This is a genomic window from Derxia lacustris (genome assembly GCF_002105195.1).
Classification (GTDB): Bacteria; Pseudomonadota; Gammaproteobacteria; order Burkholderiales; family Burkholderiaceae_E; genus Derxia; species Derxia lacustris.
In genome coordinates this window covers 211,076-232,332 of record NZ_MUHU01000011.1, presented here as the reverse complement: position 1 = coordinate 232,332, position 21,257 = coordinate 211,076, and the positions used below count along the sequence as shown (strand labels likewise).

Annotated in this window: 15 protein-coding genes and 1 tRNA gene; 14 read left to right on the top strand and 2 right to left on the bottom strand. The window is 68.8% G+C overall.

The genetic code is table 11. The annotated features are described in order from the left end of the window. The first annotated feature begins 8 nt into the window (after positions 1–8). From B9P64_RS12405 to B9P64_RS12390, 4 genes are all read left to right on the top strand, one after another. Positions 9–1,082, top strand: coding sequence for an ABC transporter permease (locus tag B9P64_RS12405; protein ID WP_085316551.1), 1,074 nt, complete (start codon positions 9–11; stop codon positions 1,080–1,082). Further along, positions 1,079–2,005 (top strand): ABC transporter permease, encoded by a 927-nt coding sequence (locus B9P64_RS12400; RefSeq protein WP_085316550.1) that lies wholly within the window; start codon positions 1,079–1,081, stop codon positions 2,003–2,005. Before B9P64_RS12405 ends, B9P64_RS12400 begins: the two co-directional genes overlap by 4 nt. A gap of 13 nt (positions 2,006–2,018) precedes the next feature. Continuing rightward, positions 2,019–3,359, top strand: a complete 1,341-nt coding sequence (gene guaD / locus B9P64_RS12395) for a guanine deaminase (RefSeq protein WP_085316549.1) — start codon at positions 2,019–2,021, stop codon at positions 3,357–3,359. A 173-nt stretch (positions 3,360–3,532) separates the two neighbouring features. Next, complete coding sequence (locus B9P64_RS12390; RefSeq protein WP_085316548.1) at positions 3,533–3,844, top strand: H-NS histone family protein; 312 nt, start codon at positions 3,533–3,535, stop codon at positions 3,842–3,844. Between the two features lie 204 nt (positions 3,845–4,048). On the opposite strand, the gene B9P64_RS12385 is transcribed toward B9P64_RS12390, so the two are convergent. Continuing rightward, positions 4,049–4,123: transfer RNA gene (locus B9P64_RS12385), tRNA-Arg, on the bottom strand. Between the two features lie 47 nt (positions 4,124–4,170). On the opposite strand from B9P64_RS12385, the gene B9P64_RS12380 reads away from it, so the two are divergent. The 10 genes from B9P64_RS12380 (at position 4,171) to B9P64_RS12335 (ending at position 20,327) form a co-directional block, all read left to right on the top strand. Continuing rightward, the gene (locus B9P64_RS12380; RefSeq protein WP_085316547.1) at positions 4,171–6,159 is read left to right on the top strand and encodes an ATP-binding cassette domain-containing protein; all 1,989 of its coding nucleotides are present in this window, start codon (positions 4,171–4,173) and stop codon (positions 6,157–6,159) included. Between the two features lie 280 nt (positions 6,160–6,439). Continuing rightward, on the top strand, positions 6,440–8,434 hold the full coding sequence (locus B9P64_RS12375; protein WP_085316546.1) for a DNA topoisomerase IV subunit B: 1,995 nt from the start codon (positions 6,440–6,442) through the stop codon (positions 8,432–8,434). A gap of 169 nt (positions 8,435–8,603) precedes the next feature. Further along, positions 8,604–10,166 (top strand): methyl-accepting chemotaxis protein, encoded by a 1,563-nt coding sequence (locus tag B9P64_RS12370; protein ID WP_085316545.1) that lies wholly within the window; start codon positions 8,604–8,606, stop codon positions 10,164–10,166. 182 nt (positions 10,167–10,348) lie between these two features. Further along, the gene (locus B9P64_RS12365; protein WP_176256822.1) at positions 10,349–11,914 is read left to right on the top strand and encodes a methyl-accepting chemotaxis protein; all 1,566 of its coding nucleotides are present in this window, start codon (positions 10,349–10,351) and stop codon (positions 11,912–11,914) included. Between the two features lie 142 nt (positions 11,915–12,056). After that, on the top strand, positions 12,057–13,622 hold the full coding sequence (locus tag B9P64_RS12360; RefSeq protein WP_085316543.1) for a methyl-accepting chemotaxis protein: 1,566 nt from the start codon (positions 12,057–12,059) through the stop codon (positions 13,620–13,622). Between the two features lie 147 nt (positions 13,623–13,769). Continuing rightward, the gene (locus B9P64_RS12355) at positions 13,770–14,816 is read left to right on the top strand and encodes an SAM-dependent methyltransferase (RefSeq protein ID WP_085316542.1); all 1,047 of its coding nucleotides are present in this window, start codon (positions 13,770–13,772) and stop codon (positions 14,814–14,816) included. After that, a complete protein-coding gene (locus B9P64_RS12350; protein WP_085316541.1) occupies positions 14,816–15,586 on the top strand; it encodes a DUF1295 domain-containing protein in 771 nt (256 codons plus the stop codon). The genes B9P64_RS12355 and B9P64_RS12350 overlap by 1 nt, the downstream gene beginning before the upstream one ends. A gap of 23 nt (positions 15,587–15,609) precedes the next feature. Next, positions 15,610–16,152 carry a lipocalin family protein gene (locus tag B9P64_RS12345; RefSeq protein WP_085316646.1) on the top strand — a complete coding sequence of 181 codons (543 nt, stop codon included), beginning with the start codon at positions 15,610–15,612 and terminating at the stop codon, positions 16,150–16,152. Positions 16,153–16,781: 629 nt separating this feature from the next. Continuing rightward, positions 16,782–17,768: a tRNA dihydrouridine synthase gene (locus tag B9P64_RS12340; RefSeq protein WP_085316540.1), complete on the top strand. Its 987-nt coding sequence runs from the start codon at positions 16,782–16,784 to the stop codon at positions 17,766–17,768. A 63-nt stretch (positions 17,769–17,831) separates the two neighbouring features. Continuing rightward, positions 17,832–20,327, top strand: a complete 2,496-nt coding sequence (locus tag B9P64_RS12335) for a DNA topoisomerase IV subunit A (RefSeq protein WP_235839991.1) — start codon at positions 17,832–17,834, stop codon at positions 20,325–20,327. Positions 20,328–20,411: 84 nt separating this feature from the next. Here the strand turns inward: B9P64_RS12335 and B9P64_RS12330 are convergent, their stop codons facing one another. Further along, positions 20,412–21,215 (bottom strand): DUF2189 domain-containing protein, encoded by an 804-nt coding sequence (locus B9P64_RS12330; protein ID WP_085316539.1) that lies wholly within the window; start codon positions 21,213–21,215, stop codon positions 20,412–20,414. Positions 21,216–21,257 lie beyond the last annotated feature (42 nt).

Sequence of the window (21,257 nt, the reverse complement as noted above, 5' to 3'; positions counted from 1 at the left end):
CACGGCTCATGGGTCTTTGCTCGCCGCTGATCGCGGCCGCGCTGACGCTGGCGTCGGGCTATCTGCTGTTCTCGGCGCTCGGTACCTCGCCGGGCGAAGCCTTCTACGTGTTCTTCGTCAAGGCCTTCACCAGCGAGTACGGGCTGGGCGAGCTGGCGCTCAAGTCCACGCCGCTGATCCTCTGCGCGATCGGCCTCGCGGTCGGCTTCCGCGCCAATGTCTGGAACATCGGCGCCGAGGGCCAGCTGACGATGGGCGCGCTCGCGGGCGCAGGCGTCGGCCTGTTCGTGCCGGCCGAGGCGCCCTGGCTCATGCCGCTGATGCTGCTGGCCGGCATCGCGGGCGGCATGGCCTGGGCCGCGATCCCGGCCTTCCTGCGCACGCGCTTCAACACCAGCGAAATCCTCGTGAGCCTGATGCTGGTCTACGTGGCGCGGCTGCTGCTGCTCTTCCTCGTGCACGGGCCCTGGCGCGATCCGGACGGCTTCAACTTTCCGCAGTCGGCCATGCTGTCCGATGCCGCCACGCTCACGCCGCTGGTCGAGGGCACGCGGGTCAACGGCGCGCTGCTGATGGCGCTGGTCATCGTGCTGGCGGTGTGGTTCTTCGTCGCCAAGACGCTCGCGGGCTATCGCATGAGCGTCGCGGGTCTGGCGCCAGCCGCCGCGCGCTATGCCGGCTTCAGCGAGAAGAAGAACGTCTGGCTCGCGCTGCTGCTCGGTGGCGCCACGGCGGGCCTGGCCGGCATTGCCGAGGTGGCCGGCCCGATCGGCCAGCTCCAGCCGCAGATCTCGCCCGGATATGGCTTCGCCGCAATCATCGTGGCCTTTGTCGGGCGGCTGCATCCGATTGGCGTGGTGCTGGCCAGCGTGCTGATGTCGCTGCTTTATCTCGGCGGCGAATCGGCGCAAATGGAATTGCAATTGCCGGCTGCGATTACCGGCCTATTCCAGGGCGTGCTGCTTTTCTATCTGCTGGCGGCCGATCTGTTCATCAATTTCCGCCTCGTGCGCAAGCCGGCGCCCCAGCGCGCCGCCGCTGTCACGGCTCCCGTTGCAGTCATCGAGAAGGACGCCGCATGAGCGCCGACACCCTGATTCCCATCGTCGTCAGCAGCGTCGGCGCGGCCACGCCGCTGATCTATGCCTCGCTCGGCGAGCTGGTCGTCGAGCGCAGCGGCGTGCTCAACCTCGGCGTGGAAGGAATGATGCTGGCCGGTGCCATCGGCGCGTTTGCGGTCACCGTCACCACCGGCAGCCTTGCGCTCGGGTTGCTGGCCGGCATGGCCTGCGGCATGGCGCTGGCGGCGCTGTTCGGCCTGCTCACGCTCACGCTGCAAACCAATCAGGTCGCCACCGGCCTGGCGCTGACGCTGTTCGGCGTCGGGCTGTCGGCCTTTGCCGGGCGCGAATACGTCGGCAAGGTGGTGCAGGGCATGAGCGGCATTTCGCTGCCGGTACTGAGCGATCTGCCGGGGCTCGGCCCCTTGCTGTTTCGCTACGACCTGCTGGTGTACGGCTCGGTATTTCTCGCCGGCGCGGTGCATTGGTTTCTCAATCGCACGCGCGGCGGATTGATCGTGCGTGCCGCCGGCGAATCGCCGTCCACCGCGCATGCCATCGGCTTCAAGGTGATTCGGATTCGCTATCTGGCCGTGCTGTTTGGCGGCGCGATGAGCGGACTGGCCGGCGCGTATTTGTCCTGCGCGCTCACGCCGATGTGGATCGAGGGCATGACCGCCGGCCGCGGCTGGATTGCGCTCGCGCTGGTGGTATTTGCCACCTGGAAACCCTGGCGGGTGCTGCTCGGCGCCTATCTGTTTGGCGGCGTGACCGTGCTGCAATTTCATGCGCAGGGATTCGGATTGTCGGTGCCATCCGAATTCCTTTCGATGCTGCCCTACCTTGCGACCATCGTCGTGCTGGTCCTCATTTGCCGCGACCCGAAGATCATTCTTCTCAATCAGCCGGTGTCGCTCGGCAAGCGTTTTCATCCCGATGCCTGAAGGGGCTCAGCTCATGACTTCATCGTCAGAAAGCGCGGGCAAGCCCCGCGCTTTTCGTTCGTCCATCGTCCATTGCCTGCATGCACCCGGTGCGCGCGGCGCCGATGGAATTCCGGCCGGCGTCGAATATTTCGCCGATGGCGTGCTTGTGGTGCAGAACGGCCATGTGCTCGAAGTCGGTCCGGCCGATGCCTTGCTGGCCCGACTCGGCGACCTGGAAGTGCTCGACCATCGCGGTCGGCTGATTGTTCCGGGATTTGTCGATGCGCATATCCATTCGCCGCAGGTGGATGTGATTGCTTCGCACGGCACACAGTTGCTCGACTGGCTTGAGCGTTACACCTTTCCGGCCGAACAATCGTTTGCCGATCTCGAGCATGCGCGCGAAACCAGCCGGTTTTTTCTCGACGAACTGTTGCGCAATGGCACGACCACCGCTGCCGTATTCGGCACCGTTCATCGCCAGTCGGTCGATGCGCTGCTCGAACTGGCACAGGCGCGGCGAATGCGGCTGATTGCCGGCAAGGCGCTGATGGATCGCAATGCGCCGGCCGCGCTCACCGACACTGCCGAATCGGGCGAATCCGAAACCCGCGCCCTGATCGAGCGCTGGCAGGGTTGCGATCGGCTTTCGGTCGCTATCACGCCGCGCTTTGCAATCACCTCCACGCCGGCACAACTCGAAAGTGCCGGGCGGCTCGCGCGTGAATTCCCCGAGGTTTACATACAGACGCATGTTGCTGAAAACCACGCCGAGATTGCCGCCGTGCGCGAGCTATTCCCCGATTCACGCAGTTATCTCGATGTGTATGACCGTGTCGGCCTGCTGCGCGAGCGTGCGCTCTACGGCCATTGCGTGCATCTCGATGCCGTCGATCGGCGCCGCATGGCCGATACCGGCGCCGCCGCCGTGCATTGCCCCACGTCCAATTTGTTTCTGGGCAGCGGATTGTTCGATTTCGATGCCGCCGATGCCAGCGACATGCCCGTATGCGTGGGTAGCGACGTGGGCGGCGGCACTTCGTACAGCATGCTGCGCACGCTCGCCGAGGCCTACAAGATCGCGCAATTGAATGGCCGATCGCTCGGCGCCTTCGATTTGCTGTATTTGGGCACGCTGGCCGGCGCAGAGGCACTGCAAGTCGCCGATCGCATCGGCCGATTCATCCCGGGCGCGGAAGCCGATTTCAACATCGTCGATTGGAGTTGCACGCCGGTACTGCTGCGCCGCAGCGCAGTTGCGCAAACCATCGAGGAAAAGCTGTTTGCCCTCGTGATGCTCGGCGATGACCGCGCCATCTCAGCCTGTCATGTCTTGGGAGAAAACCTGCTTTTTCCCCGAACCGATCGGTAGTGACACCGATTGCCGTCCTTGGGCGGCAAAGTCGCGGCGCAATCCAAAACACCGCCAATTCCCGCCAATGGGATTTGCAACAAATGAATTGGCGGTCGGCTTGCGCAATAGCCAGTGGCCTGTGTTATTTTCCGCCCGTCGAACTTTTTAGCCACGGGAAAGAGGAGCAACAGATGCCCACCTACGCCGAACTTCAAGCGCAAATCGCCCGCCTTCAAGAAGAAGCCGATGCGGTTCGCAAGGCCGAGCTGCAAAACGTCATTAGCGAAGTCAAGACCAAGATCAAGGAATACGGCCTGAGCGCCAAGGATCTCGGCCTGGTCGGCGGTGCTCCGGTTCCCGCCCCCAAGCGCGAAACGGGTTCGGGCTCGGTTGCCAAGTACAAGGGCCCCGAAGGTCAAACCTGGAGTGGCCACGGCCGCAAGCCCAACTGGCTCAAGGACGCGCTTGCCGCCGGCAAGTCGATCGAAGAATTCTCGATCTGATTTTTCTCCGCCGGTCAATCGGCGGTTGCCGACAAAACCGCGCGTATTGCCGAGGCAATTCGTGTGGTTTTCGGCAAGGCTTCAATCCGGGCGTTTTTGTTCATTACCTGACTTGATCCGGTAATCGGCAACCGCGGCACGGTTTGCAAAGCCAAAAAAAAGAGGGACGGCCACGCGGCTAGCGTGACCGTCCCTTTGCATTTGTGGTCCCTCCGACAGGAATCGAACCTGTATCTGGCGCTTAGGAGGCGCCCGTTCTATCCATTGAACTACGGAGAGGACGAAAGCGCGCGATTATACGGTCCTTGTTCAGGACATCCGAATCGATGGCAATTCTCACACTCAACGACGCTTCACTCGCCTTCGGCCATTGGCCGCTGCTCGACCACACCGACTTCGCGCTGGAGGCCGGCGAGCGCGTCGGCCTGATCGGCCGCAATGGCACTGGCAAATCCAGTCTGCTGCGGGTTCTGGAAGGCGTTTCGGCGCTCGACGACGGCCAGCGGGTATTGCAATCGGGCAGCCGGATTGCGCTGGTGGCGCAGGAACCCGAGCTCGACCCCAATCACACCGCCGCCGAGGCGGTCGCCGCCGGCCTGCCGGGCGCGGCGCTGATCGCCGCCTACGAGGCCGCGCTCACCGCGCTCGACGCCGCGCATGACGATCCCGAGGTGCTCGACCGGCTCAGCCACGCCCAGTCGGCGCTGGAGGCCGCCGGCGCCTGGGACGAGGCGCATCGCGTCGAAACCTGGCTCGGCCGGCTCGGCCTGCCGGCCGCTACCCTGGTCGGCTCGATGTCGGGCGGGCAGCGCAAGCGGGTGGCGCTGGCGCAGGCGCTGGTCGCCGATCCCAATGTGCTGATGCTCGACGAGCCGACCAATCACCTCGACTTCGCGGCGATCGCCTGGCTGGAGCAGCTGCTGGTCGAGCAGCCGGGTTTCGCGGCCGGCTTCGCGCTGGTGTTCGTGACCCACGACCGGCGCTTTCTCGACCGCGTGGCGACGCGGATCCTGGAGCTGGATCGCGGCAAGCTCGCGTCCTTCCCGGGCAATTTCGAGGCTTACCGGCGCCGCAAGGCCGAGATGCGCGATGCCGAGGCCCAGGCCAATGCCCGCTTCGACAAGCTGCTGGCGCAGGAAGAAGTGTGGATTCGCAAGGGCGTGGAAGCGCGCCGCACCCGCAGCGTCGGCCGCATCGCGCGGCTGGAGCAGATGCGCGGCGAGCGCCAGGAGCGCCGCAATGTGCAGGGCAACGTCAAGCTGGCCATCGAGGCCGGCGAGCGCTCGGGCAAGCGCGTGGTCGAGCTGACCGGCGTGACCAAGCGCTTTGGCGACCGCACGATCGTGCGCAAGCTCGACCTGACGCTGGTGCGCGGCGACAAGCTCGGCATCCTCGGCGACAACGGCGCGGGCAAGACCACGCTGCTGCGGCTGATGCTCGGCGAGCTGGAGGCCGACGAGGGCACGATCAAGCTCGGCACCGGGCTGCGCGTGGCCTATTTCGACCAGATGCGCGCCGCGCTCGATCTGGAGAAATCGCTGCGCGACACCATCGCGCCGGGCAGCGACTTTGTGGAGATCGGTACCGAGCGCAAGCATGTGATGAGCTATCTCGGCGACTTCCTGTTTGCGCCGGCGCGCGCCAATTCGCCGGTCAAGAGCCTGTCGGGCGGCGAGCGCAACCGGCTGCTGCTGGCGCGGCTGTTTGCCCAGCCGGCCAATCTGCTGGTGCTCGACGAGCCGACCAACGACCTCGACATCGAGACGCTGGAGCTGCTCGAAGAACTGCTGCTCGACTACGACGGCACCGTGCTGCTGGTGTCGCACGACCGCGCCTTCATCGATGCGGTGGTCACGCAATGCGTGCTGGCCGAGGGCGACGGCCGCTGGAGCGAGTACGTGGGCGGCTGGGCCGATGTGGAGCGCGCGCGCGGCGGTCGGGTCATCAGCGCCGATCCGCGCGCCGACAAGAGCGGCGCGGTCGAGCAGGGCGTGGCCGACGAAAAGGCGGCGGCCAGGAGCGGCGCGGAGCCGGTCAAGGCGGCGCCGGCGCCCGCGCCTGTGCCGGCCGCTGCGCCGGTCGCGCGCGTCAAGCTGTCGTTCAAGGAGCAGCGCGAGCTCGACGGCCTGCCCGCCGCCATCGAGAAGCTGGAGGCCGAGCAGGCGCGCCTGCAGGCGCTGCTCGCCGATCCCGCCACCTATGCCAGCCGTCCGGCGGAGGTTCCGGTCATCACTGCCGATCTGGCGGCGATCGGCGCCAAGCTCGAAACCACCATCAGCCGCTGGGCCGAGCTGGAAGAGCGCGCCGGCGGCTGAGCGCCGGGCCGGCGATCGGTCTTGCCCTGCCGCCTGGCGGGGCGGCGCGCCGGCCGCTGTCTAGAATGCCGGTCCGGCTTGCCAGCCGGCCTTGTCAAGGGGTCGGTCTGGCGCCGATCCCGGTTTTCATCCCTGCCGCAACCTCCGCCGCCGGCTTGCCGAAATCTTGGGCAGGCCAGCGCAAGCCAATGCCGGCGGGGCTTGCGGGCAAGTCAAGTCCCCCGTTGTTCACAAAAATTGTGAATAACTCTGAGCCCCCGATTTCTCACAATGCGAATTCATGGCTGATCGATCGATCCGAAATCCCCAGACCAGCGACTACAGCGAAGCCTCGATCAAGGTTCTCAAGGGCCTCGAACCGGTCAAGCAGCGGCCGGGCATGTACACCCGCACCGAAAACCCGCTGCACATCGTTCAGGAAGTCATCGACAACGCGGCCGACGAATGCCTGGGCGGCTGGGGCAAGCGCATCGACGTCACGCTCAACCCCGACGGCAGCCTGACCATCGACGACGAAGGGCGCGGCATTCCGGTCGGCATCCACCCGGAAGAAGGCGTGTCCACGGTCGAGATCGTGTTCACGCGGCTGCATGCCGGCGGCAAGTTCGACAAGGGTTCGGGCGGCGCCTACAGCTTCTCGGGCGGCCTGCACGGCGTGGGTGTGAGCGTGACCAATGCGCTGTCCACGCGGCTTGAGGTGACGGTGTTCCGCGACGGCAAGGCGCACGACATCGTGTTCTCGGCCGGCGACGTGATCGAGCCGCTCAAGACCCGCGCGACCGGCCCGGGCGACCGCAAGCAGGGCACGCGGGTCACGGTCTGGCCCGATCCCAAATATTTCGATTCGCCGGTGATTCCGATTGCCGAGCTGGAACGGCTGCTGCGCAGCAAGGCCGTGCTGCTGGCCGGCGTGAAAACTTCGCTCAAGAACGCCAAGGGCGAGACCAAGGACTGGTTCTTCAAGGAAGGGCTCAAGGGCTATCTCGACCAGACGCTGGCCGGCAGCGGCGCGAGCGAGCCGCTGATTCCGGTCTTTGGCGCCGAAGGCTTTGCCGGCCCCAACGACGACCACTTTGCGCAGGGCGAGGGCGCGCAATACGTCGTGGCCTTCTGCGAGGAAGGCCCGGTGGTGCGCGAGAGCTTCGTCAACCTCATCCCGACGCCGGCCGGCGGCACCCATGAAAGCGGGCTGCGCGAGGGGCTGTTCGGCGCGGTCAAGAGCTTCATCGAGATGCATGCGCTGCTGCCCAAGGGCGTCAAGCTCATGCCCGAAGACGTGTTCGCGCGCGCCAGCTTCGTGCTGAGCGCCAAGGTGCTCGATCCGCAATTCCAGGGCCAGACCAAGGAGCGGCTCAATTCGCGCGACGCGGTGCGGCTGGTGAGCAGCTTTGCGCGGCCGGCGCTGGAGCTGTGGCTCAACGAGCATGTGGACCACGGCCGCAAGCTGGCCGAGCTGGTCATCAAGCAGGCGCAATCGCGGCTGCGCGCCGGGCAGAAGATCGAGAAGCGCAAGACCTCGGGCGTGGCGGTGCTGCCGGGCAAGCTGACCGATTGCGAGAGCACCGACATCGCCCACAACGAGCTGTTTCTGGTCGAGGGCGACTCGGCCGGCGGCAGCGCCAAGATGGGCCGCGACAAGGAATTCCAGGCCATCCTGCCGCTGCGCGGCAAGGTGCTGAACAGCTGGGAGTCGGAGCGCGACCGCCTGTACGCCAACAACGAAATCCACGACATCGCGGTGGCGCTCGGCGTGGACCCGCACGGGCCCAACGACGAGCCGGACCTGAGCGGCCTGCGCTACGGAAAGATCTGCATCCTGAGCGACGCCGATGTCGACGGCTCGCACATCCAGGTGCTGCTGCTGACGCTGTTCTACAAGCACTTTCCGCGGCTCATCGACCGCAGCCATGTGCATGTGGCGCGGCCGCCGCTGTTCCGCGTCGATGCGCCCGCGCGCGGCAAGAAGCCGGCGCAGAAGCTCTACGCGCTCGACGCCGCCGAGCTGGAAGCCATCCTCGACAAGCTGCGCAAGGACGGCGTGAAGGACACGGCCTGGCAGATCAGCCGCTTCAAGGGTCTGGGCGAGATGAATGCCGAGCAGCTCTGGGACACGACGATGAATCCGGACACGCGCCGGCTCCAGGCCGTCACGCTCGGCGAGTTCGACGCCGCCGCCACCAACGGCGTGATGAACATGCTGATGGGCAAGGGCGAGGCTGGCGCGCGCCGCGCTTGGCTCGAAGAGCACGGCAACGAGGCCGAAGCCGACATCTGAGCGTGGCGCCGGCCGCTACCCAGGCCGGCGGAAAGGTCTTGGCAAGAAAGACGGTGTTTTCCCTGCCTGATAACCGGATAAAGCCATCGGAACCCAAGGAAGATTGTCGGCCGTCGGTCGCGCTGGCGACGGCAAACAACTTCAAATACAAAAAACTGGGACGACTCTGATGAATTGGCTCAATCGATTGAAGCTTGCGCGGCGACTGGCGTTGGGTTTTGGCCTGGTGCTGACCTTGTGCATGGTCATCGTGGCGACGGCGTGGGTACAGATCGGTGCCATCAATGCCACGGCAAACAACCTCGCCAGCAACACCATTCCGTCGCTGGCGATCCTGGGCCAGATGCGCGAATCGCTGTCGGTGGTCCGCCGCAACGAGCTGCGCGTGATGCTGGCGAACACGCCGGAAGACCATCAGGAAGCGATCCTCGGGCGGACCAAGGCGCTTGGCCAGTTTCGCGCGGCCTATGCCGAGTACGGCAAGGTCGCCATCAGCGATGAGAACGACCGGCGGCTGTGGCAGGAGGCCGGCGCGGCGGCCGATGCTTACCTGAGCGCCTCGGACGAGGCGCTGCGCAGTCTTGAGTCCTTGGACGACGCGGCCAAGGTGCGCCAGTTGCGCCATCAGATCGGATTCGGTTCGCTCAGGGCGCTGCTCGCGCACACCACCTCCGCCATCGACGCCGACTGGGACTACAACATCCAGCTGAAGGAGGCCGCGGTCGCAAGCGCGGGCGAGGCCAATGCAATGGCGCGCCGGGCCATGGCGGTTGCCGCCGGCTTCGCGCTGCTGATTGGCGTGGCGGCGACGCTGCTGATCACGCGCTCGATCGTGGTGCCGCTGAACGCGGCGGTGAGCGCCGCCAACCGCGTGGCCGACGGCGATCTGACGGTGCGGCTGGACGTGACGGGCAGCGACGAGCTGGCCGATCTGTCGCGCGCGCAGCAGGGAATGATCACGCGGCTGTCGGAGCTGATCCGCTCGCTCAAGCAGGCGTCGGAGCAGATCGAGACCGGCGCGAGCGAAGTGGCGGCCGGCAGCGTGGACCTGTCGGCGCGGACCGAAGAACAGGCGGCGAGCCTCGAAGAATCCTCGGCCTCGCTCGAAGAGCTGTCGGGCACGGTGCAGCAGAACGCCGAGCACGCGAGCCAGGTGACGGACCTCGCCATCGCCGCGACCGACGTGGCGGTGAAGGGCGGCGCGGCGGTGCGTGAGGTGGTCGCGGTGATGCAGGACATCGAGGCGTCGTCGCGCAAGGTAGAAGCCATCGTCGGCGTGATCGACGGCATCAGCTTCCAGACCAACATCCTCGCGCTCAACGCCGCAGTCGAAGCGGCGCGCGCCGGCGACCAGGGGCGCGGCTTTGCGGTGGTGGCGAGCGAAGTGCGCACGCTGGCCCAGCGCAGCGCGCAGGCGGCCAAGGAGATCAAGGAACTGATCGGCGCCTCGGCCGACAAGGTCGGCGCCGGCAGCGAGCGGGTGGCGGTGGCGGGGCGGACCATCGACGACGTGGTCGCGCGGGTCGAGCGCGTGGGCGGGCTGGTGCGCGAGATCGGCGCCGCGACGCGCGAGCAGACCGCCGGGCTGGAGCAGGTGAGTCAGGCGGTGTCACAGCTCGACGCGGTCACGCAGCAGAACGCGGCGCTGGTGGAACAGAGCACGGCGGCGGCCGACAGCCTCAAGTCGCAGGCGCGCCAGCTGGCGTCGGCGATCGGGCGGTTCCGGGTCTGAGCGCCGGCGCGCAGGACGAAGCGTCCACCTCCGTCATGCGCAAAACAGCAAGTCTTCCCAGTCGTTGATCGAAGCATCCGCTCACATTGTCGCGCCAGATACTCGGCGCCCGGACTGGCATCGGGCGTGGAAGCGCCGGCACATGTCCGTTTACAACGACAAGACAACTGGGGGGACAGCCCGTGGACTGGCTCAATCAACTGAAACTTTCGCAGCGACTTGCGCTCGGCTTCGGGCTGGTGCTTGCGCTTTGCATGGGCATCGTCGGCGTGGCCTGGGTGCAGATCGCCAGCGTCGCCGCTTCGGCCAACTATCTGGCCACCAACACCATGCCGTCGCTGACGGTGCTGGCGCACATGCGCGACGGGCTTTCGCTGGCGCGGCGTTCCGAGCTGCGCGTGGCGCTGTCCGACAACGACGAAAGCCGTCGCAAGTCGGGCGAGGTGCAGGCCAAGGGCTGGGCCGACTACGACCGCGCCTATGCGGAGTACGGCAAGGGAATGATCAGCGACGACGAGGATCGCCGGCTCTGGCAGGTGGCGGGCGTGGCGGCCGAGGAATACCGGCGCCAGTCCAATGCCGCGCTCAACGAGCTGAAGGCGGCGCTCGGCGAGCCGGAGCGCACGGCCGAGCTGCGACGCCAGATCAACGACGGCAAGTTGCGCCAGGCGGTCAATGCCGCGCTCGACGCCATCGAGGCCGACTGGGACTACAACGTCAAGCTCGGCGACGCGGCATCGGTGCGCGCGGTCGAGGCCGATGCGACGGCGCGCAAGGCGATGCTGACCGCCGCCGCTTTTGCATTGCTGATCGGCGCAGCGGCGACGATGCTCATCACGCGCTCGATCATCGGGCCGCTGCGCTCGGCGGTGCAGGCCGCCAACCGCGTGGCCGATGGCGATCTGACGGTGCGGCTGGACGTGACGGGCAGCGACGAGCTGGCCGATCTGTCGCGCGCGCAGCAGGGAATGATCACGCGGCTGTCGGAGCTGATCCGCTCGCTCAAGCAGGCGTCGGAGCAGATCGAGACCGGTGCGAGCGAAGTGGCGGCCGGCAGCGTGGACCTGTCGGCGCGGACCGAAGAACAGGCGGCGAGCCTCGAAGAATCCTCGGCCTCGCTCGAAGAGCTGTCGGGCACGGTGCAGCAGAACGCCGAGCACGCGAGTCAGGTGACGGACCTCGCCATCGCCGCGACCGACGTGGCGGTGAAGGGCGGCGCGGCGGTGCGTGAAGTGGTCGCGGTGATGCAGGACATCGAGGCCTCGTCGCGCAAGGTCGAGGCCATCGTCGGCGTGATCGACGGCATCAGCTTCCAGACCAACATCCTCGCGCTCAACGCGGCGGTCGAGGCGGCGCGCGCGGGCGACCAGGGGCGCGGCTTTGCGGTGGTGGCGAGCGAAGTGCGCACGCTGGCCCAGCGCAGCGCGCAGGCGGCCAAGGAGATCAAGGAACTGATCGGCGCCTCGGCCGACAAGGTCGGCGCCGGCAGCGAGCGGGTGGCGGTGGCGGGGCGGACCATCGACGACGTGGTCGCGCGGGTCGAGCGCGTGGGCGGGCTGGTGCGCGAGATCGGCGCCGCGACGCGCGAGCAGACCGCCGGGCTGGAGCAGGTGAGTCAGGCGGTGTCGCAGCTGGATGCGGTCACGCAGCAGAACGCGGCGCTGGTGGAACAGAGCACGGCGGCGGCCGACAGCCTCAAGTCGCAGGCGCGCCAGCTGGCGTCGGCGATCGGGCGGTTCCGGGTCTGATTGCGGGCTTGGGCGGCATGCGCCGAAGTGGTGCCTGTCGGTTCTCCTGATCGCCGTTTTCATCCGGCGGTACTCCTGAACACTTGCAGGCTGACCGGGTTGCGTGACGCCGGTCGACGATTTCACTTCAGGAGACCGCCCCGTGGTCTGGCTCAATCAAATCCGGCTTTCGCGCCGACTCGCGCTTGGCTTCGGGCTGATGCTGCTGCTTTCCGTGGCCATCGGCCTGACCGCATGGGCACAGATCCGCGCCATCGACGCGGCGGCGCGCGAGGTGTCGGCCGATACCGTGCCGTCGCTCACCGCGCTGGCGCAAATGCGCGAAGGCATCAGCGGCGTGCGCCGCGGCGACCTGCGCGTGGCGCTCGGCAACGACGAAGCCGGCCGCAAGGTGGCCACCGAGGACCGCAGCCGGCGCTGGCAGAAGTTCACCGACGCCCATGCCGAGTACGGCCGCCTCTATGTCAGCGACGACGAGGACCGCCGGCTGTGGCGGGAAATCGGCGCCGCCGCCGATGCCTACGCCGCGAGCTGGCAGGCCCTGCGCGCCGAACTGGGCGCGTCGGGCAGCGACCGCGCGCGGCTCGACGCGGTGCGCGGCAAGATCGCCGAGGGCGAGCTGCGCAAGGTGGCGGCACGAGTGCTCGACGCGACCGAGGCCGACTGGAACTACAACGTCAAGCTCAAGGACGAGGCCGTGGAACGCGGCGCGACCGCGATGCATGCCGCAGCCGTGACGATGATCGCCATCGGCGTCGCGACGCTGCTGATCGGCGCGGCGGCGACGGTGTTCATCACGCGTTCCATCGTGGTGCCGTTGCAGGCGGCGGTGCAGGCCGCCAACCGGGTCGCCGACGGCGATCTGACGGTGCGGCTGGACGTGACCGGTCGCGACGAACTGGCCGACCTGTCGCGCGCGCAGCAAGGCATGGTGGTACGGCTGTCGGAGCTGATCCGCTCGCTCAAGCAGGCATCGGAGCAGATCGAGACCGGCGCGAGCGAAGTGGCGGCCGGCAGCGTGGACCTGTCGGCGCGGACCGAAGAACAGGCGGCGAGCCTCGAAGAATCCTCGGCCTCGCTCGAAGAGCTGTCGGGCACGGTGCAGCAGAACGCCGAGCACGCGAGCCAGGTGACGGACCTCGCCATCGCCGCGACCGACGTGGCGGTGAAGGGCGGCGCGGCGGTGCGTGAGGTGGTGGCGGTGATGCAGGACATCGAGGCCTCGTCGCGCAAGGTCGAGGCCATCGTCGGCGTGATCGACGGCATCAGCTTCCAGACCAACATCCTCGCGCTCAACGCCGCAGTCGAAGCCGCGCGCGCCGGCGACCAGGGGCGCGGCTTTGCGGTGGTGGCGAGCGAAGTGCGCACGCTGGCCCAGCGCAGCGCGCAGGCGGCCAAGGAGATCAAGGCGCTGATCGGCGCCTCGGCCGACAAGGTCGGCGCCGGCAGCGAACGCGTGGCCGTCGCGGGGCGGACCATCGACGACGTGGTCACGCGGGTCGAGCGCGTGGGCGGGCTGGTGCGCGAGATCGGCGCGGCGACGCGCGAGCAGACGCTCGGCATCAGCCAGGTGACGCAGGCGGTGTCGCAGCTCGACGCCATGACGCAGCAGAACTCGGCGCTGGTGGAACAGAGCACGGCGGCGGCCGACAGCCTGAAGTCGCAGGCGCGCCAGCTGGCCTCGGCGATCGGGCGGTTCCGGGTCTGACGCGGCAGGCCGGCACAACGCGTGTTGCGGCCTCGGGGCCGGGCGCGCGTTTTGTTTTTTGTGTCGCAGCGGGCCGGCTGAACCAAGCGCGACCGGCGCGGTCTGGGTCGGCAAGGCCGGAGTTCCGGCGCCCGCACGAGCCCGCCCATGACCATCGCTACCGACATCGCCATCCGCTGGGTTGAACAGGGCCGCGCGCCCGACAGCCTGGTGCGCGCCGGCATCCGCCGCCTGCTGGCCCAGCGCCTGCGCGAGATCGACGCCGACCGGCCCGAAGCCGCCGCCGCGCGCACCGAAGCCTTTGTCGCCGCGATGCGCAACGCGCCGGTGGCACTGCTGCCCGAGCTGGCCAACGAGCAGCATTACGAAGTGCCGGCCGAGTTCTTCGCGCTGGCGCTGGGCAAGCGGCGCAAGTACAGCGCCTGCTGGTGGCCCGAGGGCGTCGCCACGCTCGACGCGGCCGAGGACGCGGCGCTGGCCGAGACCTGCGCCCGCGCCGAGCTGGCCGACGGCCAGACCGTGCTGGAACTGGGCTGCGGCTGGGGCTCGCTGAGCCTGTGGATGGCCGAGCGCTATCCGGCCAGCCGCATCGTCGCGGTGTCCAACTCGGCGTCGCAGCGTGCCTACATCGAGGCCCAGGCGATGCTGCGCGGCCTGCGCAATCTGCGCGTCGTCACCGCCGACATGAACCGCTTCGACCCGCACGAGCGCTTCGACCGCATCGTGTCGGTGGAAATGTTCGAGCACATGCGCAACTGGCCCGAGCTGTTCCGCCGCCTGGCCGGCTGGCTGAATCCGGGCGGGCGCTTCTTCATGCATGTGTTCGTGCAGCGCGCCACGCCCTATGCATTTGTGGCCGAAGGCCCGGGCGACTGGATGAGCCGCCACTTCTTCTCGGGCGGAATGATGCCGAGCGACGAGCTGCCGGCGCGCTTTCAGGACGACCTGCGGCTGCTGCGGCGCTGGCGCTGGGATGGCCGGCATTACGAGCGCACCTGCAACGCCTGGCTCGCCAACCTCGATGCGCGACGCGATGCGGCGCTGCCGATCCTGGCGCGCACCTATGGCGACGACACGGCCGGCGTCTGGCTGGCGCGCTGGCGCATCTTCTTCATGTCCTGCGCCGAGCTGTTCGGCCATGACGGCGGCAACCAGTGGTGGGTGTCGCACTACCTGTTCGAGCGGCGCGCGTGATGGCGCTGCTGGCCGGACTGGCGGCGGCGCTGATGCTGGCCGTGGTGGGCTGGCGCGCCAGCCTGAGCGTGGGCCGGGTGAGCTTCGTGGATGTGATGTGGGGCCCGTTCGTGCTGCTGTCGGCGCTGGGCCAGCAGGTGGCGCAGACCGCGACCGTACCGCGCGCGGCCTGGGTGCTGGCGGCCATCGGGCTGTGGGCGCTGCGGCTGTCGCTGCATATCGCGCGCCGCAATCGCGGCCAGCCCGAGGACCGGCGCTATGAGGAAATCCGCCAGCGCAACGAGCCCGGTTTTGCGCACAAGAGCCTGTATCTGGTGTTCGGCCTGCAAGCCGTGCTGGCCTGGGTGCTGAGCTGGGTCGCCGCGCCGGCGCTGGCCTCGGCCGCGCCGCTCGGCTGGCTCGATGCGCTGGGTTTTGGCGTGTTTGCGCTCGGGCTCGGCATCGAGGCGCTGGCCGATGCGCAGCTCGACCGCTTCAAGGCCGATGCCGCCAATCGCGGCCGGGTGCTCGACAGCGGCCTGTGGCGCTTCAGCCGCCATCCCAACTACTTCGGCGAATGCCTGCTGTGGTGGGGGCTGTGGCTGGTGGCGCTGGCCGCCGGCGGCGCCTGGACGGTGCTGGCGCCGCTGATGCTGACCGGGCTGCTGCTCAAGGTGTCGGGCGTGGCGCTGCTGGAAAAGGACATTGCCGAACGCCGGCCGGGCTACCGCGACTACATGGCGCGCACCTCGGCCTTTGTGCCGTGGTGGCCCCGGCGGCCCGGCGCGTGAACTGCCGTTTGCCGGAGATCGTCATGAACCGAATCGCCCCGCGCCGCGCCGCCCTTGCGCTGCTGGCCGCGCTGCCGCTGCTGGCGGCCTGTTCCACCGGCGCGCCACGGCCGCCGCTGCCGCTGGCCGCGCGCGTCGACCTGCCGCGCTTCATGGGCGACTGGCATGTCATCGCCCACATCCCGACCTTTCTCGACCGCGATGCCTGGCAGCAGGTCGAGCGCTATGAGCTCAAGCCCGACGGCAGCGTCGCCACCACCTTCAGCTATCGCAAGGGCGGCTTTGACGGCGAGCCCAAGACGATGCGGCCGACCGGTTTTCCGGATGCGGCGAGCGGCAATGCGGTCTGGGGCATGCAGTTTCTGTGGCCGATCAAGGCCGACTACCGCATCGCCTGGCTGGCCGACGACTACTCGCGCGTGATCGTGGCGCGCGAGCGGCGCGATCTGGTCTGGATCATGGCGCGCACGCCGGTGGTGACGGATGAGGAGTACGCGGCGCTGGTGGCGCGGGTGGTGGCCATGGGCTACTCCGCCGATGCGCTGTTTCGCGTGCCGCAGCGGTAGAGGTTTGCTCGGGGAGCGCTGCCGGACGGGGGCGGGGCGCGGGCGCGCCGACGCGAGCGGCCGGCGGGGCCGGCTGCCCTCGCTCCGGGGCCGGAGGCTGGCCGGTCCGCCAACTCGCAACGCTTGCGCGTTGCTCAAACATGCGGACCTGAGCCGCTGCGCGGCTCGCCAGCATCCGGCCCCGGAGCTCGGCGCTCCCGACGGCGTGCCCACGCCCCGCCCCCGTCCGGCAGCTCGTTCGCGCGGTGGGGTTGCGGGTGCCTGTGCGAGGGGCTGGCGGTTGTGCGAGCGGCCCATGTTGCTCGGGGAGCCTGGTGCCTGAGCCACAGCCGCGAAGCGGCCATCGCCTTGAATAGCCGAAAGAGGCACGCGGGCTGGCCTGAAGGGCCCCGCCGGCCGTCTGGCACGCCGAGCGAAGGCGACGGGCGCCGGTGAGCCGCGCAGCGGCTCAGGTCCGCATGTTTGAAGGCCGCGCAAGCGGCCTGAGTTGGCGGACCGGGCCGGCGCCCGTCACCGCAGCGAGGGAACCCGGCCGCTCGCGGCCGGGCGAGCCAGTCGGCCGGCGGGGCCCTTCAGGCCAGCCCGCGCGCCGCAGCCAACCCAACAGCCAATGAACTACCCTCGCCCGAATGCTCCTACTAGCCCCGATGGAAGGCCTCCTAGACTGGGTCCTCCGCGACATCCTCACCCGCGCCGGCGGCATCGACCGCTGCGTGTCCGAGTTCATCCGCGTGACCGGCACGCTGCTGCCCGACCGCGCCTTCCGCCGCGTCATGCCCGAACTCGACCACGGTGGCCTCACGCCCGCCGGCGTGCCGGTGCGCGCCCAGCTCATGGGCAGCGACGCCGCCTGCCTGGCCGACAACGCCGCCGCCGTCGCAGCCCTCGGCGCGGCCGGCGTCGATCTCAACTTCGGCTGCCCGGCCAAGATCGTCAACCGCCATGGCGGCGGCGCGGCGCTGCTCACCGAGCCCGACAACCTGCAACGCATCGTCGAGACCGTGCGCGCCGCGTTGCCGGCCGGCGTGCCGCTGTCGGCCAAGATGCGGCTCGGCTTCTGCGACGACTCGCTCGCGGTCGACTGCGCGCAAGCCATCGAGGCCGGCGGCGCGGAGGAACTCGTGGTCCACGCGCGCACCAAGGTCGAGGGCTACCGCCCGCCCGCGCACTGGGAGCGCATCGCCGACATCCGCGCCGCGGTAAAGCTGCGCCTGATCGCCAACGGCGACGTGTTCACGCCCGCCGACGCCAGTCGCTGCCGCGCCATCTCGGGCTGCGACGACCTGATGCTCGGGCGCGGCATGGTCACCGACCCCGGCCTCGCGCTGGCCATCGCCGCGCCCGGCCACGGCGGGCTCGACTGGGCGGCGCTGCAACCGCTGCTCGCCGCGTTCTGGATCGATTGCGGCCAGCTCACCGGCCGCGACCAGCGCGCCGGCCGGCTCAAGCAATGGCTCAACTTTTTGCGCCGCCGCCATGCCGAGGCCGAACTTCTGTACCGCGAGGTCTGCGCGCTGCGCGATGAAGCTGCGCTCGAGCGCATCGTGTTCGGCGCGCAGGCGCCGCAGCGTCCGTCCGTCGCCAGCGTGCCGCGCCACGCCATCGCCGTTCACTAGAATCGCGCGCTTCGCCTCAACCCCGGTCGCCCCGCGCGGCCGAACCAAGCCCTACACCTGCCCATGGCCGACCTGCTCCTCCCGCCGGAATCGCCCGACTCCGAAGCCCTGACGCTCGCGCGCTATGCCGAGCGCGCCTATCTCGACTACGCGGTGAGCGTGGTCAAGGGCCGCGCGCTGCCCGACGTGGCCGACGGCCAGAAGCCGGTGCAGCGCCGCATCCTCTATTCGATGCGCGAGATGGGCCTGGGCTTTGCCGGCACCACGGGCGCCAAGCCGCGCAAGAGCGCCGCCGTGGTCGGCGACGTGCTCGGCAAGCTGCATCCGCACGGCGATACCAGCGTGTACGACGCGCTGGTGCGCATGGCGCAGGACTTCTCGCTGCGCTATCCGCTGATCGACGGCCAGGGCAACTTCGGCTCGCGCGACGGCGACGGCGCGGCGGCCATGCGCTACACCGAGGCGCGGCTGTCGGCCATCAGCAACCTGCTGCTCGACGAACTGGACGAGGGCACGGTCGATTTCGCGCCCAACTACGACGGCACCTTCGACGAGCCGCGCCTGCTGCCGGCGCGGCTGCCGATGGTGCTGCTCAACGGCGCCTCGGGCATTGCCGTCGGCCTCGCCACCGAAATCCCGTCGCACAACCTGCGCGAAGTGGCGAAGGCGGCGGTCGCGATGCTCCAGAAGCTGGCGCCGGCGGTGCTCGGCGGCGTGAGCCAGCTGTTCGGCACCGGCGCGGCAGCGGCGGCCGGCGCGGCGGGCGAGGGCGCCACGCTGCCGCTCGGCGCCGACGGACTGCCGCGCATCTCGGGCGACGACACGCGGCTGCAACTGGCCGGCGCGGCACTGTCGCGCGCCGCTGCCGAGATCGGCCTCGACGCCATCCTCGAACACATCCCCGGCCCCGACTTTCCGGGCGGCGCCCAGCTCATCTCGCCGGCCAGCGACATCCGCGACATCTACGCGTCGGGGCGCGGCAGCCTCAAGCTGCGCGCGCGCTGGAAGATCGAGGATCTGGCGCGCGGCCAGTGGCAGCTGGTGGTCACCGAGCTGCCGCCCGGCACCTCGGGCCAGAAGGTGCTGGAGGAGATCGAGGAGCTGACCAATCCCAAGATCAAGACCGGCAAGAAGGCGCTGTCGCCCGAGCAGCAGCAGCTCAAGGCGCAGATGCTCGGCCTGCTGGATGCGGTGCGCGACGAGTCGGGCAAGGCCGCCGCCGTGCGCCTGGTGTTCGAGCCCAAGAGCCGCAACATCGATCAGGCCGAGTTCGCCAACACGCTGCTCGCGCACACCTCGCTGGAAAGCAGCGCGCCGGTCAATCTGGTGATGGTCGGCCGCGACGGCCGGCCGCGGCAGAAGAACCTCGTCGACATCCTGGCCGAGTGGGTCGCGTTCCGGGTCGAGGTGGTGACGCGGCGCACCCACTTCCGGCTGCGCAAGGTTGACGCGCGCATCCACATTCTTGAGGGCCGGCTGATTGCCTTCCTCAACATCGACGAGGTCATCAAGGTCATCCGCGAGGCCGACGAGCCGAAGCCGGCGCTGATCGCGCGCTTCGGGCTCAGCGAAATCCAGGCCGAGGACATTCTCGAAATCCGGCTGCGTCAGCTGGCGCGGCTGGAGCGCATCAAGATCGAGGGCGAGCTGGACGAGAAGCGCAAGGAGCGCGCGGGCCTCGCCGAACTGCTCGGCAATCCGGGCGCGATGAAGCGCCAGCTGGTGCGCGAGATCGAGGCCGATGCCAAGACCCACGGCGACGACCGCCGCACGCTCATCCAGACCGAAAAGCGCGCGACCGTGGAAGTGAAGGTGGTCGACGAGCCGGTCACGGTGGTGGTGTCGGACAAGGGCTGGCTGCGCGCGCGGCAGGGGCATGGGCACGATCCGGCGCAGTTCACCTTCAAGGCCGGCGATTCGCTCTACGCCACCTTCGAGTGCCGCACCGTCGACACGCTGGTGGCGCTGGGCAGCAACGGGCGGGTCTACAACGTGGCGGTCGCGGCCTTGCCGGGCGCGCGCGGCGACGGTCAGCCGGTGACCAGCTTCATCGATCTGGAGTCGGGCTCGCGCATCGTCCATCTGCTGGCCGGGCCGGCCGATTCGGGGCTGATTCTGGCGACGACCGCCGGGCATGGCTTTGCCGCCAAGCTCGGCGACCTCAGCACGCGCCAGCGCGGCGGCAAGAGCTTTGTGACGCTGGATGAAGGCGCCGAGCTGCTGCGCCCGCATCTGCTGGCCGCCGGCACGCGGGTCGATCATGTGGCGGCGCTGTCGGCCAATGGCCGGCTGCTGGTGTTTGGCGCCGATGAGCTCAAGCATCAGCCGGGCGGCGGGCGCGGCGTCAATCTGATCGAGCTGGAGCCGGGCGAGAAGCTGCTCGACGTGATCGCCTTCGACAAGGCGCGCGGCGTGGTGGTGGTGGGCACGCTCGGCGGCAAGGAGCGCGCGGTCGACGTGAAATCGAGCATCGACCTCTATGTGGCCAAGCGCGCGCGCAAGGGCCGGCAGATCGATGCGCGGATGAAGGCGGTGCAGGGGTTGAAGGCCGGCGCCTGAGCCGGCCGGCACCGGCGGCAGGGGCCGTTGGCAGCTCCGCTGGCCGCACGGGCCGGCCGGCACCGGCCCGCGGCCGTCCTGTCGTCAGCGCGCGTCGGCCGAGGGCAGCAGCTCGCGGTAGGCATGCCAGGACGCATGGCCGATCAGCGGCGCAGTCACGATCAGCCCCAGATAGCCGAACACCAGGCTGGTGCCGATCAGCAGCACGATGATCGCGGCCCACAGATACAGCGCCAGCGTGTTGGAAAACAGCGCGCTGGCGCTGGCGAACACGGCGGTGAGCGTGTCGCTGCCCCGGTCCAGCATCATCGGCACCGACACCACCGAGATCGCGAACACCAGCGACGCGAACACGAAGCCGACGCCCATCCACACGCCGACGAATTCGAGGTTGTCCAGGCTGAAGATCTGCGCCAGCACGCCTTGCAGCGTGGGGAAGTCGGTGGTCGAGAACAGCGCGAAGATGACGATCGACACCCGGGCCCAGACGATCATCGAGAAGGTGAGCATCGCCGCGAAGAAGCCGATCGAGCCCGGATTGCGGCGCCAGCAGGTGGCCGAGGCCAGCAGCGATACCGGCTCGCCGCGCTCATGCTGGCGCGACAGCTCGTACACGCCGGCGCAGATGAACGGCCCCATCAGAAAGAAGCCGGCGGTCAGCCCCATCGTCAGCTGCCAGTGGTGGGCATAGATGCCCGACAGCGCCAACCCCATGAGCGCGAACACCAGGCCGTAGGCCATGCCGGCAAAGCGCGTCTGCACCAGGTCTTCCGCGCCCAGCCGCAACCATCGCAGCGGTGCGCCCAGACCGACGCCCTGCGGCTCGTCGTTGGCGGCGTTGCTGTGGCCCGCGCCGATCGGCGCATGGGTGTCGTGGGTAGTCAGCATGGTGTCCCTCCCAAGGTGAGCGGACGGCGGATGCAATCCGCC

Bases quoted from the DNA above. Each gene is read 5' to 3' on its own strand.
- B9P64_RS12345 (WP_085316646.1), top strand. From the start codon at position 15,610: ATGAACCGAATCGCCCCGCGCCGCGCCGCCCTTGCGCTGCTGGCCGCG.
- B9P64_RS12330 (WP_085316539.1), bottom strand. From the start codon at position 21,215: ATGCTGACTACCCACGACACCCATGCGCCGATCGGCGCGGGCCACAGC.
- B9P64_RS12370 (WP_085316545.1), top strand. From the start codon at position 8,604: ATGAATTGGCTCAATCGATTGAAGCTTGCGCGGCGACTGGCGTTGGGT.
- B9P64_RS12405 (WP_085316551.1), top strand. From the start codon at position 9: ATGGGTCTTTGCTCGCCGCTGATCGCGGCCGCGCTGACGCTGGCGTCG.
- B9P64_RS12390 (WP_085316548.1), top strand. From the start codon at position 3,533: ATGCCCACCTACGCCGAACTTCAAGCGCAAATCGCCCGCCTTCAAGAA.
- B9P64_RS12400 (WP_085316550.1), top strand. From the start codon at position 1,079: ATGAGCGCCGACACCCTGATTCCCATCGTCGTCAGCAGCGTCGGCGCG.
- B9P64_RS12380 (WP_085316547.1), top strand. From the start codon at position 4,171: ATGGCAATTCTCACACTCAACGACGCTTCACTCGCCTTCGGCCATTGG.
- B9P64_RS12350 (WP_085316541.1), top strand. From the start codon at position 14,816: ATGGCGCTGCTGGCCGGACTGGCGGCGGCGCTGATGCTGGCCGTGGTG.
- B9P64_RS12355 (WP_085316542.1), top strand. From the start codon at position 13,770: ATGACCATCGCTACCGACATCGCCATCCGCTGGGTTGAACAGGGCCGC.
- B9P64_RS12335 (WP_235839991.1), top strand. From the start codon at position 17,832: ATGGCCGACCTGCTCCTCCCGCCGGAATCGCCCGACTCCGAAGCCCTG.
- B9P64_RS12340 (WP_085316540.1), top strand. From the start codon at position 16,782: ATGCTCCTACTAGCCCCGATGGAAGGCCTCCTAGACTGGGTCCTCCGC.
- guaD (WP_085316549.1), top strand. From the start codon at position 2,019: ATGACTTCATCGTCAGAAAGCGCGGGCAAGCCCCGCGCTTTTCGTTCG.
- B9P64_RS12375 (WP_085316546.1), top strand. From the start codon at position 6,440: ATGGCTGATCGATCGATCCGAAATCCCCAGACCAGCGACTACAGCGAA.